The following is a 13,284-nucleotide window of genomic DNA, read 5'->3' on the forward strand; positions in this document are numbered from 1 at the left end:
GTGCGCAGCCGCAGCTCCCCGTTGGAGCCGGCCCCGGTGACCTCGGCCCGCGCGGCGTAGGGGTGCCCGGTGCTGTCCCGGGCGGTGAACACGGCCGTCGGGTAGCGCTCGAGCGCGTCGGCGATCTGCACGCCCATCGGGAAGTCCCAGGGCGGGAGGGGTTCGAAGGAACCGCCGGCCTCGAGTGGTTCGAGCACCCGGACGCGTTCGGGCGTGACGAAGACCGGCAACCGGAGGTAGTACCAGTCCATCGTCGCCCTGGCTTCCGCGGAGGCGAAGTCCTCGACCAGCGAAGGGGTCTTGCGGAACAGCTCGCGCCAGTACTCCTTGATGTCCTGCGGCCGGGCCACCACGTCCGGTGCGGACGCGGTGCCCTGGACCAGGACCGCGGGTCCGCCGGTGAGCCGGCTCCCGGTGAAGTCCGAGTACAGCACCGAAACCCGGCCGTCGCGCCGGATGCTGAACGTCTTCTGCGGGTGGGCCAGCGTGGTGGTGAGCATGATGTGCCGGGCATCCGCGATCCAGGTCGCGGCCATCGGCCGGACGTTGGGGCAGCCGTCGCGCGCGATCGTGCCCAGCTCCAGGACCCTCGCCTCGGACAGGACCTCGAGCACCTCCGAGTCGATTCGCATTCCCAGTCCTCTCGACGGAAAACCGCTGCGGGGAAGGGAGATCTGCCGCAGCTCTCGAGTCGGACGGTACAAGCTGAACCGAACTTGAGGTCAATCGCGCGAGTCGGCGAACTCGCCGTGAACGGACAGGCTCAGGACCGGGATTCGACGGCCTTGCGGACCTGGGTGACCACCTCGCGCACCTCGGAGTCGTCCAAGCCCTGGTGCAGCGGAAGGCACAACGTGGTGTCCGAGGCGTGGTCCACGCCGGGCAGCTCCAGCTCGGCAGGCGCGCCGTAGGCCGGAACCCGGTGCAGCGGCGGATACCGGAAGGTGGTGTAAACACCCGCCTCGTAGAGATCGGCGGCCACCTGGTCGCGGATCGACGCGGCCATCTGCACCCAGTAGAAGTAGTACGACGACTCGTGCCCGGCGGGCAGCGGCGGCGGCAGCACGAGGCCGTCCACGTCGGCCAGCTCGGCGTCGTAGCAGTCGACGATCTCCTTGCGCCGCTGGACGAACTCGGGCATCCGGCGCAGCTGGACCTGGCCGATGGCGGCGGTCAGGTCGTTGCCGATCACCCGGCGGGCGAAGTCGCGGACGTCGAGCTCCCACCACCGGTGCGACACCCGGGCCTTGGCGAACCCGCTGGACTGCTCCAGGCCGTGGTAGGCCAGCCGCCGCGCGCGCCGGGCGAGTTCCGGATCGCGGACGTGGAGCATGCCGCCGTCGCCGGTGCTGAGGATCTTCATCGCGTCGAAGCTCCACATCGCCATGTCGCCGAAGGAACCGGCCACCCGGCCGTCGACCGACGACGCGACCGCGCACGCGGAGTCCTCGATCAGCGGGATGCCGCGCTCCCGGCACATCTCGGCGATCTCGGTGATCTCGCCGGGGTACCCGCCGTAGTGCAGCAGCAGCACCCCCTTGGTCCGATCGGTGATCGCGCTCTCGACGTCGGACCGGCGGGGGTTGAGCGTGCGCGGGTCGACGTCGCAGAACACCGGGCGCGCCCCGGTGGCCGCCACGGCGTTCGCCGCGGCCACGAAGCTGACGGAGGGCAGCACCACCTCGTCGTCCTCGCCGAGGTCGAGCAGTTCGGTGGAGATGAACAGCCCCGCGGTGCAGGAGCTGAGGAAGATGACGCCCTCCGGCTGGACGCCGAGGTGCTCGGCGAAGGCGGCCTCGAACGCCTTCGTCCGCGGGCCGTGGCCGAGCCATCCGCTCTCGAACACCTCGGAGACCGCGGCGAGCTCCTCGGTGCCGAGGGACGGCTGAAAAACGTTGATCATGTCTGGCTCTCCTCTGGCTGGGACTGGTCGCGGGGCGCGAGATCCGCCCAGTTCGGCAGCAGGCCGGAGTCCAGCGCCTGGCGCAGCGTCGGCGCGCCGGCGTCCTTGTCCGACAGCAGCGGTCGCTCGGTGAACCCCCACGGCAGCGCGAGTTCCGGGTCGAGCGGATCGATCTCGAACTGGGTGCCGGGCACGTAGGTCGAGGACAGGACGTAGCAGATGCAGCTGTCGTCGGAGAGGGCGAGGAAGCCGTGGCCCAGTCCTTCGGGCACGTGGACCGCGGTGCCGGTCCCGGCTTCGAGCAGCGTCTGAACGTGCTGCCCGAAGGTCGGCGACCCCACCCGCAGGTCCACGACGACGTCCAGCAGGGCGCCGCGCACGCAGGTGACGTACTTGGCCTGCCCCGGTGGGATCAGCACCCCGTGGATGCCGCGCAGCGTGTTGCGCTTCGACACGGAGTAGTTGATCTGCGCCACCGGGAAGTGGTGGCCGGTGGCATCGCGCAGCGCGTCCACGCGGAAGCCCTCGTAGAAGCACCCCCGCGCGTCGGTCAACTGGTCCGGCACCACCTGGAACACCCCGGGGATGGCCAGTTCGCTGATCTTCACCCGTTCCTCCGCCGTCTACAAAGGATGGTGATCAGGGCTTGCGGGCCAGGGCGATGGTGTAGCCGAGGTGGTCGCGCTCGAGGGTCGACACGCCGCTGATCATGGTGCGGAACTCCTCGGCGAACTCGGCCCCGCCCTTCTCCACCACCAGGTGGTACTTCTCGGCGACGATGTCCTCGATGCGCGCGGCCGACCGCTGGAGGTGCGGCGTGGCATCGGTGAGCTCGGCGAGCTCGAAGCCGGTGTCGGCCAGGAATCCGCGGTAGTCCTCGGCGGTCGGCAGGGAGCTGACGGTGAAGCCCTCGACCAGCACCTCGCGCATCCGCTCGTCCAGCGGCTCCAGCTCGACGTAGTCGGAGATCAGCAGGTGCCCGCCCGGGCGCAGGACCTCGAAGAGGGACTGCAGCGCGGCCCGGCGGTCGGGCAGGTACATCAGGGTCTCGACCGCCCACACCGCGTCGAAGGAACCCGGTGGGAACGACATGTCCATCACGTCGACGCAGGCGAACTCCACCTGCGCGGACAGGCCTTCCGCCGCGGCCGCTTCGGTGCCCGCTGCCACCTGCTCCTCGCTGACGGTGATGCCGGTGACCGCGGCACCGGTGGCGGCGGCCAGGCGCAGCGCCGGGCGGCCCTTGCCGCAGCCGACGTCCAGGACCTGGTCGCCGCGGCGGACCGGGGTCTTGCCGATCAGCACGTCGGTCATCCGGTCCTTCGGGTCGACGTCGGGATCGGCGTCGTCCCACCAACCGATGTGCAGGTTCTGGCCCATGAAGATCTCGTAGAGCCAGCCGCGGTCGTCGTAGAACTCACCGACTTCCTCCGCGGTCATCGACCGGTCCGTCATCGCGTGCTCCTCCCTGGCGGCTGCCGACCCCGCCGACTCTCGACCACCGGGCTCGAAAGCAGCTCGACGCCGGGCCGTGCCGCCGGCGTCGAGCGAGGTTCGAAGAGTCGTCTATGCGACCGGGGGACGGTGAGCGCGTGACGATGGACTTCACGCCGTTCGCGGACGGTGCTGCGCTGGAGGTGCGGCCATGACCGGGGAACCCGTGCGGTTGCTGGTGATCGCCCCGGTGGAGCGCGAGCACCACGAGACCGCCATCGGCGTCGCGCTGGCCGTGCAGTTGCGCGCGGCCGGCATCGAATCGCACTTCGTCGTGGACCGGTTCAACGAGTCCCAGGTGCGCGCGGCGGGGCTGCCGCACACGCTGATCGACTCCTCGCTCGGGCAGGCGGTGCAGGACCGGATCGCGGAGGTCGCGCGGCAGGTGCGGCCCACCGCCGTCGTGCTCAGCGACTACTTCGCGCACTGGCTGACCTTCCGCTACGGGTACGGGATCGATCCGTGGTTCGTGGCGGACCTGGGCGTGCCGGTCATCCCCATCGACCTGTACGAACTGGACGAGGAGTCCCGGTTCGAAGCGGAGATCATGGGCCGGGTGGTGCGCATCGACGACCACCTGCTGCGGATGCCCGCGCACCTGAGGCCGGTCCCGACCGCGCACACCAGCACGGCCGAGCACGTCTTCACCTACCGCGCGACGCCCACCACGAGCCCGCTGTCCCCGCAGGAGCGGGCGCGGGTGCGCGCGCGGTACGGCATCGGCGCGGAGGACCCGGTGCTCGTGGTGCCGACGCTCGAACCGCAGCGCACCATGGCGGACCGGGCGAAGGGGATCGTGGGGGAGCTGGCCAACCGCGTCCCGGAACTCGTCGCCCACTACCTGCGGTCGCTGCCCGCGAGCACGCACCTGCTGATGGCGGGCCCCCGGTTCGACGCCTTCGACGCGCTGCCCGCCGACCGGACGCACGTGGTGACCGACGGTCCGCCGGACCTGCTCGTCGCGGCGTCCGACGCGGTCTGGTCGTTCTACTTCCCCGCCGCCGGGCTGGAGCACGCGCTGTTCGCCGGGGTGCCGGGTCTGCTGTCGGTCAACGGACTCCAGCCCGGCGCCCACTCCGGCCTCAAGCCCGCCGTGCGGGACTGGATCGCGGGATTCACCGGGCCCGTCCCGCAGTTCACGCTGTGGCCCTGGGGATGGGTCCGGCTGCTCGAGCCCGCGCTGCGGGACAACCCGTTCACCAGTGCGTTCACCACCGCCGAGCTGTTCGACGAGGACGCGGTCGTCGGCGGGCTGACCGCACTGCTCTACGACAGCGAAGCCAGGGACGCCGCGGCGAAAGCACGGGCGGCCTACCTGGCCGAGGTGGACCGGTTGCCCGACACCGCGGACGTGGTCCGAGCGGCGCTGCTCCGGGCGGGCGCTTCGCTCTAGCAAACCGTCCACAGAGGACCACATGGCTGCGGCGATCCGGTCGGCGGCTGTCACCACCACCCGCGCGGCGGAACGGGGTTTCGCCGCTCGTCTCGCAGGAGGAACGGATGCGGACCGTGCGGTTCCACGAGTTCGGCCCACCCGAAGTGCTCACCGTCGAGGAGACCCCCGTGCCCCGGCCCGGCCCGGGGCAGGTGCTGATCGAAGCGGAAGCGGTCAGCGTCGGCTTCGCGCAGACCCAGATGCGGCGGGACATCTTCCCCGCCCCCATGTGGAACCGCGAACTGCCGTCGGTGCTCGGGGGCGACGTGATCGGCCGGATCGAAGCGGTCGGTCCCGACGTGCGCGGGATGCGACCCGGCGACCGCGTCGGTGCCTTCACCCTCTACGGCGCCTACGCCGATTACGTCGTCGTCGATGCCGACACCGTGCTGCCGGTGCCGGAAGGGCTCGATGCCGCGGCCGCCAAGGCGTTGCCGTCGTCCGGCCCGATCGCGGCGGGCACCCTCGACGTCGGCATGGTGAAGCGCGGCGAGGTGGTCCTGGTGCACGCCGCCTCCGGCGGCATCGGGCACATCTCGGTGCAGATGGCCAAAGCCGCGGGTGCGGTCGTCGTCGGCACCGCCGGATCTCCGGGCAAGTGCGAGTTCGTCCTGTCGCTCGGTGCCGACCACGTCGTGGACTACAGCTCCGACGACTGGCCAGACCAGGTGCGCGCGGCAGTCGGCGGGGTCGACCTGGTGCTGGACAGCGTCGGCGGTTCGGTGCTGCGCGCCGGCCTCGAGCTGCTCGCCCCGATGGGACGGCTGGTCTTCTACGGCTCGGCGGGCGGTGGCCGGGAGGTCCCGTCGGTCAGCGTCATGGACCTGATCCGGCTCAAGTACGTCACGGCGTTCGCGCTGTCGACCTGGCGCACAGCACGGCGCGAGCAGTACGAGTCCGCGCTCGCCGATCTGTCGGACGGCCTGCAGAGCGGTCGTTTCAGGCACGCGGTCTACCAGACACTGGACCTGGCGGAGGCGGCCAAGGCGCACGCGCTCATCGAGGCCCGGGCGCACACCGGCCGCATCGTCCTGATCCCAGGAGCAGGCCGGTGAGCCCGGGAGCCGGTTGCACGGCGCTGGTGACGGCTTCGTCGGTCGTGTCGAAGGTCGCGGCGGCGCACGCGGCCGAAGCCGATGCGGCGCGCGGACCGGTCACCACCGTGGTCGACGCGGTCGTGGAGGCGGGATTCGCCCGGCACATGGTTCCCGCTGCCCACGGGGGAGCTGCGGGCGGTTTCGGCGAGCTGGTGCGTGCCGTGGCTGAGGTCGGTCGCGGGTGCGCGTCCGCGGCGTGGTTCGCCTCGCTGTGCGCCGCAGTCGGCCGGATGGCCGCCTACCTGCCCGCCGAGGGACGCGCGGAGGTGTGGGCGGACGGACCGGACGCGGTGCTCGTCGGCGGACTGCTCCCCGCCGGGACCGCGGAACCCGTCGCGGGCGGGTGGCGGTTGTCTGGCCGCTGGCCCTACGTCAGCGGGGTCGCCGTCGCCGATTGGGCGCTGCTGTGCGGGAAAACGGCGGAAGAGACGCCGAGCGCGAAGTTCTTCGCCGTTCCGAAGGGCACGTTCGAGATCATCGACACCTGGCACACCGTGGGCATGCGAGGCACCGGGAGCCACTCGCTCGCGCTGGAAGACGTCTTCGTACCGGCCCACCGCGCCCTGGACACCGCGGACCTGATGGCAGGCACCGCGCCGGACGCAGCTGCGGCCTGCCACTCGGTGCCGCTCAAGGCGGCCAACGGGATGACGCTGGCCGCACCCGCGCTGGGCGCCGGATCGGCGGTGCTGGCCCGGTGGTCGGACCTGCTGTCGGCCAAGCTCGCCAAGCAGGGCCAGACCGTCATCTCCGGGCCGGTCGACCGCACCGGCATCGACCTCACCTTCGCCCGCTCCGCCGGGGAGATCGACCTCGCCGAACTGCTGCTCACCCGCGTCGCCGAGGTAGCGGACTCGGGTGCGGTGCCGCCGGAGCTGGTGGCGCGCAACCAGCGCGACTGCGCGCTGGCCGTCGAGCTGCTGTCCGGCGCGGTGGACCGGTTGTTCCGCTCGGCGGGCAGCACCGCGCAGGACGAAGGCGACGTGCTCGCCCGGGGCTGGCGCGACGTCGCCGGGATCGCCGGCCACAGCGGGTTGCAGTTCACGGCGGGCGCGACGGCGTACGCACGGCTGGTGCTGTCCGGCGGATGAGCGCAAGAACACGCGGATCGGAGGGACGAGAGGACATGGACGAGACATCGGAAACCCGCACGGTCACCGTCATCGGAGCGGGCACCATCGGGCTGGGCTGGGTGGCGCTGTTCCTGGGCGCCGGCCTGCGCGTGCGGGTGGTCAGCAGGCGCGGTGATGTCGGGGACCAGGTGGCGGAGGCGCTGGCGATGTTCGCGCCGCACCTCCCCGGCGGTGCGCAGGACCCGGCTGAACTCGCGACCCGGCTGGAGATCGAGCCGGACCTGGCGGCCGCGGTGCGGGGAGCGCACGTGGTCCAGGAGAACACCGAGGAGGACCTGGAAGCCAAGCGCGAGCTGTTCGTGAAGCTGGAAACGGTCGCCGAACCCGATGCGCTGCTGCTGTCGTCCACCTCGACCCTCCCGCCGGACGAGCTGGGCGCGTCGATGCGCGAACCCGGCCGGGTCGTGGTCGGCCACCCGTTCAACCCGCCGCACGTCGTCCCGCTGGTCGAAGTCGTCGCAGGCTCCCGCACGCCGGCCGAGACCGTCGACGCGGTGGTCGCGTTCTACCGGTCGGTGGGAAAGGCCCCGGTGGTGCTGCGCAAACCGATCGCCCGGTTCGTGGCCAACCGGCTCCAGTCCGCGCTGCTGCAGGAGAGCATCCACCTGGTGCGCGAAGGCGTGGTCACGGTCGCCGAGCTCGACGAGGTCGTCACCCGCTCGATCGGGCTGCGCTGGGCCACCGTCGGCCCGTTCCTGGCCTTCCACCTCGGAGGCGGCCAGGGCGGGCTCCGGCACTGGCTGACCACCCTGGGCCGGGGGCTGGAGGCGAGCTGGCGGGACCTCGGCACGCCGGAGCTGGACGCCGAGACGGTGGAACTCGTCCTCTCCCAGGCCGAAACCGCGGTGGCCGGCCGGACTTACGCGGAGCTGGTCGCCGAACGCGACGCCAAGCAGACCGCGATCCTGGCCGTCCTGGAGGACTCGAAGGCGCAGTGACGAAGAAACCCCCGCGAGGCGACCGATCGCGGCGTAGGCGCTGTAGGCCATCGACAGCGATCCGGCCAGCACGAACGGCACGTACATGCCCAAGGCGATCAGGCTGTAGGCGAGGCCGGTCAGAACCAGGCTCTGCCGGTAGCCGTCCGGCGCTGCCCACGCGACGAGCGCGCCCAGCGCAACCACCCCGCAGAGCAGTGCGGGCATCCCGATCCGAGTCGTCATCACACCCGCACCCTTCGCACGAAGATGCCCTCCGGCCGCAGCGAGAAGAACAGCATCGCCACTGCCACCAGCGCGTAGTAGAACGCCGCCCCGCCGAGGTAGAGCGGGATGAACACGTAGCCGATGCCCAGCAGCAGCCCGCCGAGCAGCGGCGCCCACACCGAACCCGAGCCGCCGATCACGAACGCCAGGAACCCGCTGAGCGTCCACTTGAGACCGTCGCCGACCCCGACACCGGACTTCGCCGCGAACAGCAAGCCCGCGACCCCGGCGATCAACCCGGCGGCCAGGAACACCAGGATCCGGGTCCGCTGCACCGGGAGGCCCAGCAGCCGAGCGACACCGGTGTCGTCGCCTATGCAGCGCATCAACCGCCCGCTGCGCGTCCGGCCGGTCCACAGCGCCACGGCCGCGAAGCACACCAGCGCGCCGCCCAGCAGCGGCAACGTCGCCGATCCGATGTGGACGGACCCTGCGGTGAAGGCGTCCAGCTGGATCACCTTCGGTGGCGGGAACGGATCGAAGCCGAACAGGGTGCCGGCCAGTTCCTGCAAGGTGAACAGCGTCGCGGCCACCGCCACCAAGGCGGGCAGGTCGCCACGACCGGCGCGCTGTTGCACCGGGCGGACCACCGCGACCTCGGTGAGCACTGCGACGGCCATCGTGGTGCCGACCGCGAGCAGTGCCGCCAGCCAGCCCGCGACACCGTGCGCCGTGGTCATCCAGCTCGCCGCAACACCGGCCAGCATCGCGTAACCGCCGATGGCGAAGTTGAACAGCCCCGCACCGAGGAACACCAGGTAGTAGGCCAGCGCCAGCAGGCCGAAGAACAGCCCTATCTCCAGGGCCGAAACCCACAGCTGCGGTTGCAGCATCGCACACCTCCGGTCAGCAGGACGGCTCGTAGCCGGGCCACGGCCCCGCCAGGCGGTTGTCGGCACCCCACGTGACGAACACCTGCCCGCACAGGCCGTCCGGCCCCAGGTGCTTGTCCGGCCCGAACGACAGGGCGAAGCCCGGGTAGCCGAAGCTGGCGGGATAGGCGTTGATCCGCTGCAGGGCCGCGTTGATCGCCGGGCCGTCGTCGGCCCGGCCGGCGTTGTCGATGGCGGTGGCCAGCAGCTGCACCCCGTCGTAGGACTGGGCCCAGAACGACGACATCGTGAAGCCCTCCCCCAGCCGCGACCGGTAGAACTCGGTGACGTCCCGGGACCGCTCGTTGTGATCGGTGAGCGCGGACAACCCGACCACACCGTTCAATCCACCGGGCTGCACCCGCTGCCACGCCGAGGGGGTGGCCGCCAGCGTCGCGACGGTGAAGCGCGGGACGTCCGGTAGCTGGGTGGCGAAGGCGTTGTGCACCAGGACTTCCACGTTGATCGACTGCGAGGCCACCAGCACCGCATCCGGTTGGAAGTCCTTGGTCCGCGAGGCGATCGCGCTGGCGTCCGGGGAGTCGATGGGCACCGTCTCCACGTGCTGCTGCACGCACGGCATCGCTGCCAGCAGGGTCTTGTTGTACTTCACCTGGGACGGCGAATTGTCCTGCACGACCGCGAGTTTGCGGTACCCGTGCCGCTGGAACGCCTCGCAGTACATCCGCCCCCAGTCCGACGACGGTTGCGCCAGCTCGTAGAGGTAGGTGTTGTTCGGCGGTTCCACGACAGCGGTGGTGGTGCCCACCGACATGATCACCGGCACGCCCATCCGCTCGATGATCGGCTTCGCTTGCAGCACCCCGGAGGAGCTGGTCAGCACGATCAGCGCCGAAGCACCGCGGCTGACCTGCTTCTGCAGCACGGTCGCGGTCTTGGTCGGGTCGCTCTCGTCGTTGCCCTCCACGTAGGCCAGCGGCCTGCCCCGCACCCCGCCCTCGCTGTTGATCTTGTCGATGGCGAGCTCGGTGGCGTTGCAGGCCGGGACCGCGTAGGAGGCGCCCGGCCCGGAGGTGTCGCAGACCAGCCCGATGATGATCGGTTCGGTGCGGAACGCCGCGCCCGCGCTGGTCAACTGGACTGCACTGCCACAACTGGTGATCAATAAGAGGGCGCAGCACGCCGCCCACAGCCGGAACCGTCCCACTGCGGTACCTCCACGCTGAGGTTGGGAACATCGGGGACTTGTCGCGCCCCGAGCAGCGTTCGAGCGGCTAGCGCTCGTTCTCGAACCGGTAGACCTCGAAGACCGCGTCCGGGCACACCAGTGCGCACGCGGTGCACCCGGTGCAGCCCTCGTGCAGCACCGGGTAGCGGTAACCGGTGGTGTTGACCTGCTCCGACATCGCCAGCACGTTCGGAGGGCAGGCCGTGATGCACAGTTCGCAGCCCTTGCACCGTTCGGTGTCGATGACCAGCGTTCCCCGACTCGCACCCATCACGTGCCGCCCTTCCCGCGCTTGCCCTTGCCGCGCTTGCCGTCCAGGACGGCCAACGCCTGCAACAGCTCGTCCGGCCCGGTCTCGTCGTCCGGTTCGTCACCGATCACCCCGCGGCTGCGCAGGGTTTCCACCGCGTATTCGCCGAGCAGCTTGATGTGCTCGACCGCCGAAGCGGCCGACGCGTCCGCGTCGCCCCTCCGGATCGCCTCGTACTCCTGGTGGACCAAGCGCCGCTCGATGTCCACCGACCGGGCCATCGACAACCGGGAAGCGACCGGCACGAGCCCGCCGAAACCGCGCAGCGTCGCGCGCAGGCGCGGACCGGCGGACGCGACGTTGATGATCCGCCGGAACTCCCGCTCGCATTCCTCGAACTCGCGGTACTCAGTGGCCTCGTCCACCGCCGCCACGGCACGCTCCAACTCCGCCAACACCTCCGGGTCGCCGCTGCGCGCCACGCGGCTGCTGGTCAGCGCGCTGAGCAGGGCGTAGAGCTCGAAGCCCTCCCGGATCGTTCCCGCGTCGAACCGCGCCACGAAAACGCCGCGGTGGTAAGGGATTTCGACCAATCCGTCGCGTTCCAAGGCCACCAGCGCCTCGCGCACCGGCACCCGGCTCACGCCGAGTTCCCGGGAGATCGCGTCGAGGTCGACCCGGTCACCGGCCTTGAGCTCACCGCTGAACAGCATGTCCAGGATGGACTCGGCCACCGCGTCGCTGGTCTTGACCCGCACCAGCCTCGACCGCGCCTCGGCCGCGGTGATCCGGCCGGGCTCCTTGCCCGTGGGCATCTTCCACTCCCCTTTCAGCTCGACCTGCGCGGACGCAGCTCGCCGAGCGGATACGTCTGCTCCATCGACTCGGCGAGGTAGTCCGGGCCCTGCGGCGCGGTGACGAACCACCCCGTCGGGCACATGGTCAGCACTTCGACCAGTCCGAACCCCTCGCCGGCGAGCTGGCTCTCGAATGCGTTGCGGATCATCCGCTTGGTGCGCGCCACCCCGCCGGCCGTGCCCACGGCGCCGCGCGCGACGTACCCGACCCCGTCCAGCTGCGCGACGATGTCGGCGATGGGGATCGGATATCCGTGCTGGTCGGCTTCGCGGCCGTCCAGACTGGTCTTGGTGCGCTGCCCGAGCACGGTGGTGGTGGTCTGCTGGCCGCCGGTGTCACCGAAGACCCCGTTGTTGAGCAGGATGCAGGTGACGTTCTCAGCGCGGGCTGCGGCGTGGATGACCTCCTGCAGCCCCTCGTTGACCATGTCGCCGTCGCCTTGCAGCGTGAACACCGCGGTGTCCGGGCGCATCCGCTTGATCCCGGTCGCGCAGGCAGGCGCCCGCCCATGCAGGCATTGCAGCACGTCGACGTCCATAATGCGCACGAAACTGCCGTAGCAGCCGTGCCCCACCACGCCGATCGTGCGGTCCACCAGGCCGAGTTCCTGCAGCGTTTCCAGCAGGACCCGCAGCACGACCGGTTCCCCGCAGCCCGGGCACAGCGAATGTTCGCCGAGCTGCAACGGCGGCCGGAACTCCGCCACCTTGCGACTGGCGGTTTCCGGTGGCCGGTCGGTGGAGACGATGTCCATCAGCGCACCCCTTCCGATTCGTCGGGTCGCATCGCGTCGAGCACCCGTTGCCGGATCACCGGCGCGTCGAGCAGCGGCCCGTAGCTCAACCCCGACTCGTGGATGCTGACCCCGCCGATCGCCCGCACCGCGCCGCGGTCGTGCACGTGCTGGCGCACGTCGTCGACCATCTGCCCGGCGTTGAGCTCGAACACCAGCACTCGTCGGCACCCGCGGCTGGCCTCGGCCAATGCCGCGCCCGGGAACGGCCACAAGGTGATGGGCCGGAAGGAGCCGATCCGATGGCCTTCGGCGCGCAGTTCCGCCACGACGTGGTCGGTGAACTTCGCCGCCGAACCGAACGCGACCACCAGCGTGTCGCAATCCTCGGTGTGGTCGGCTTCCCAGCGCTGTTCGGCCGCGGCGATCCGCTCGAACTTCTCCGCGATCGCCCGCCAGTGCCCGTCCGGGCCCGGGCCCGGATCGGTTGCCTTGCCCATCGCCCAGGTCCAGATCTGCCGGGACCGCCCGGTGCCGCCCATGGTGCCGTCCAGCGCCCAGTCCTTGACCGGCTCCGGCTCGCTCGGCGGGTCGATCCGCACCCCGACCCGGGTCTGCGCCAGCAGCGGGTCGCCGTAGAGGATCACCGGAGCGCGGTAGGTGTCGGCGAGCTGGAACAGCAGCTGGGTGTGCTCGACCGCCTCCGGGATGTCCTTGGGCGCCAAGGTGATCGTCCGGTAGTCGCCCCAGCCACCGCCGCGGGTGCACTGGAAGTAGTCCTGCTGGTTGCGGGCCATGTTGAACACGACCACCGGCGTCTCGTTCAACGCCATCTCGGCGATCGCCTCCTGCATCAGCGCGATGCCCTGGCCGCACGATCCGGTCGCCGCCCTCGCCCCGGTCGCCGCCGCACCGAGGGCCATGTTCACTCCCTCGATCTCGCTCTCGGCGTTGATGCACACCCCACCCGCAGCGGGCAGCAGCCGCGTCATGTTCTCCAGCAGCGAGGTGAACGGGGAAATCGGGTATCCGGCGAAGAACCGGCAGCCCGCGGCGATCGCTGAGTCCACTTCGGACGATCGCGGTGCGCGAAACGGGGTCAGTGCCGGTCGCGC

At 70.8% G+C, this 13,284-nt stretch carries 14 protein-coding genes; 4 read left to right on the plus strand and 10 right to left on the minus strand.

Annotation, left to right across the window (positions count from 1 at the left end; genetic code table 11):
* The 4 genes from ABTZ89_RS25100 to ABTZ89_RS25115 form a co-directional block, all read right to left on the minus strand.
* Positions 1–632: pyridoxamine 5'-phosphate oxidase family protein (locus tag ABTZ89_RS25100; protein ID WP_351048879.1), on the minus strand; the 632-nt coding region annotated here is incomplete at its 3' end.
* Between the two features lie 131 nt (positions 633–763).
* Complete coding sequence (locus tag ABTZ89_RS25105) at positions 764–1,903, minus strand: DegT/DnrJ/EryC1/StrS family aminotransferase (protein ID WP_351048882.1); 1,140 nt, start codon at positions 1,901–1,903, stop codon at positions 764–766.
* On the minus strand, positions 1,900–2,511 hold the full coding sequence (locus ABTZ89_RS25110; RefSeq protein WP_270947293.1) for a dTDP-4-dehydrorhamnose 3,5-epimerase family protein: 612 nt from the start codon (positions 2,509–2,511) through the stop codon (positions 1,900–1,902). The genes ABTZ89_RS25105 and ABTZ89_RS25110 overlap by 4 nt, the downstream gene beginning before the upstream one ends.
* A 31-nt stretch (positions 2,512–2,542) precedes the next feature.
* Entirely contained in the window at positions 2,543–3,358 is an 816-nt protein-coding gene (locus ABTZ89_RS25115) for an SAM-dependent methyltransferase (RefSeq protein ID WP_351048885.1), read from the minus strand.
* Between the two features lie 190 nt (positions 3,359–3,548).
* Between ABTZ89_RS25115 and ABTZ89_RS25120 the strand changes: the two genes are divergently transcribed.
* The 4 genes from ABTZ89_RS25120 (at position 3,549) to ABTZ89_RS25135 (ending at position 8,000) form a co-directional block, all read left to right on the plus strand.
* Complete coding sequence (locus ABTZ89_RS25120) at positions 3,549–4,790, plus strand: DUF6365 family protein (RefSeq protein ID WP_351048888.1); 1,242 nt, start codon at positions 3,549–3,551, stop codon at positions 4,788–4,790.
* Positions 4,791–4,897: 107 nt separating this feature from the next.
* Positions 4,898–5,887 (plus strand): quinone oxidoreductase family protein, encoded by a 990-nt coding sequence (locus tag ABTZ89_RS25125; RefSeq protein ID WP_351048891.1) that lies wholly within the window; start codon positions 4,898–4,900, stop codon positions 5,885–5,887.
* The gene (locus tag ABTZ89_RS25130; RefSeq protein ID WP_351048894.1) at positions 5,884–7,020 is read left to right on the plus strand and encodes an acyl-CoA dehydrogenase family protein; all 1,137 of its coding nucleotides are present in this window, start codon (positions 5,884–5,886) and stop codon (positions 7,018–7,020) included. The genes ABTZ89_RS25125 and ABTZ89_RS25130 overlap by 4 nt, the downstream gene beginning before the upstream one ends.
* Before the next feature lie 35 nt (positions 7,021–7,055).
* Entirely contained in the window at positions 7,056–8,000 is a 945-nt protein-coding gene (locus ABTZ89_RS25135) for a 3-hydroxyacyl-CoA dehydrogenase NAD-binding domain-containing protein (protein WP_351048897.1), read from the plus strand.
* Positions 8,001–8,224: 224 nt separating this feature from the next.
* Here the strand turns inward: ABTZ89_RS25135 and ABTZ89_RS25140 are convergent, their stop codons facing one another.
* The 6 genes from ABTZ89_RS25140 to ABTZ89_RS25165 form a co-directional block, all read right to left on the minus strand.
* Positions 8,225–9,100 (minus strand): branched-chain amino acid ABC transporter permease, encoded by an 876-nt coding sequence (locus ABTZ89_RS25140; RefSeq protein ID WP_351048900.1) that lies wholly within the window; start codon positions 9,098–9,100, stop codon positions 8,225–8,227.
* A gap of 13 nt (positions 9,101–9,113) precedes the next feature.
* Positions 9,114–10,235 (minus strand): ABC transporter substrate-binding protein, encoded by a 1,122-nt coding sequence (locus tag ABTZ89_RS25145; protein WP_351048902.1) that lies wholly within the window; start codon positions 10,233–10,235, stop codon positions 9,114–9,116.
* A gap of 139 nt (positions 10,236–10,374) precedes the next feature.
* The gene (locus tag ABTZ89_RS25150) at positions 10,375–10,599 is read right to left on the minus strand and encodes a 4Fe-4S binding protein (protein ID WP_270948125.1); all 225 of its coding nucleotides are present in this window, start codon (positions 10,597–10,599) and stop codon (positions 10,375–10,377) included.
* The gene (locus tag ABTZ89_RS25155; protein WP_270948124.1) at positions 10,599–11,393 is read right to left on the minus strand and encodes a GntR family transcriptional regulator; all 795 of its coding nucleotides are present in this window, start codon (positions 11,391–11,393) and stop codon (positions 10,599–10,601) included. The genes ABTZ89_RS25150 and ABTZ89_RS25155 overlap by 1 nt, the downstream gene beginning before the upstream one ends.
* Positions 11,394–11,407: 14 nt before the next feature.
* On the minus strand, positions 11,408–12,190 hold the full coding sequence (locus ABTZ89_RS25160) for a thiamine pyrophosphate-dependent enzyme (protein ID WP_270948123.1): 783 nt from the start codon (positions 12,188–12,190) through the stop codon (positions 11,408–11,410).
* The coding region (locus ABTZ89_RS25165; protein ID WP_351048907.1) for a hypothetical protein at positions 12,190–13,284 on the minus strand (1,095 nt) is incomplete at its 5' end. The genes ABTZ89_RS25160 and ABTZ89_RS25165, both read right to left, overlap by 1 nt.

The sequence above is a fragment of the Saccharopolyspora sp. NPDC002686 genome (assembly GCF_040295745.1).
GTDB lineage: Bacteria > Actinomycetota > Actinomycetes > Mycobacteriales > Pseudonocardiaceae > Saccharopolyspora > Saccharopolyspora oryzae.

Coding starts and splice junctions, on each gene's coding strand:
- ABTZ89_RS25115 (WP_351048885.1), bottom strand. CDS start 3,358: ATGACGGACCGGTCGATGACCGCGGAGGAAGTCGGTGAGTTCTACGAC.
- ABTZ89_RS25105 (WP_351048882.1), bottom strand. CDS start 1,903: ATGATCAACGTTTTTCAGCCGTCCCTCGGCACCGAGGAGCTCGCCGCG.
- ABTZ89_RS25135 (WP_351048897.1), top strand. CDS start 7,056: ATGGACGAGACATCGGAAACCCGCACGGTCACCGTCATCGGAGCGGGC.
- ABTZ89_RS25160 (WP_270948123.1), bottom strand. CDS start 12,190: ATGGACATCGTCTCCACCGACCGGCCACCGGAAACCGCCAGTCGCAAG.
- ABTZ89_RS25150 (WP_270948125.1), bottom strand. CDS start 10,599: ATGGGTGCGAGTCGGGGAACGCTGGTCATCGACACCGAACGGTGCAAG.
- ABTZ89_RS25155 (WP_270948124.1), bottom strand. CDS start 11,393: ATGCCCACGGGCAAGGAGCCCGGCCGGATCACCGCGGCCGAGGCGCGG.
- ABTZ89_RS25140 (WP_351048900.1), bottom strand. CDS start 9,100: ATGCTGCAACCGCAGCTGTGGGTTTCGGCCCTGGAGATAGGGCTGTTC.
- ABTZ89_RS25125 (WP_351048891.1), top strand. CDS start 4,898: ATGCGGACCGTGCGGTTCCACGAGTTCGGCCCACCCGAAGTGCTCACC.
- ABTZ89_RS25120 (WP_351048888.1), top strand. CDS start 3,549: ATGACCGGGGAACCCGTGCGGTTGCTGGTGATCGCCCCGGTGGAGCGC.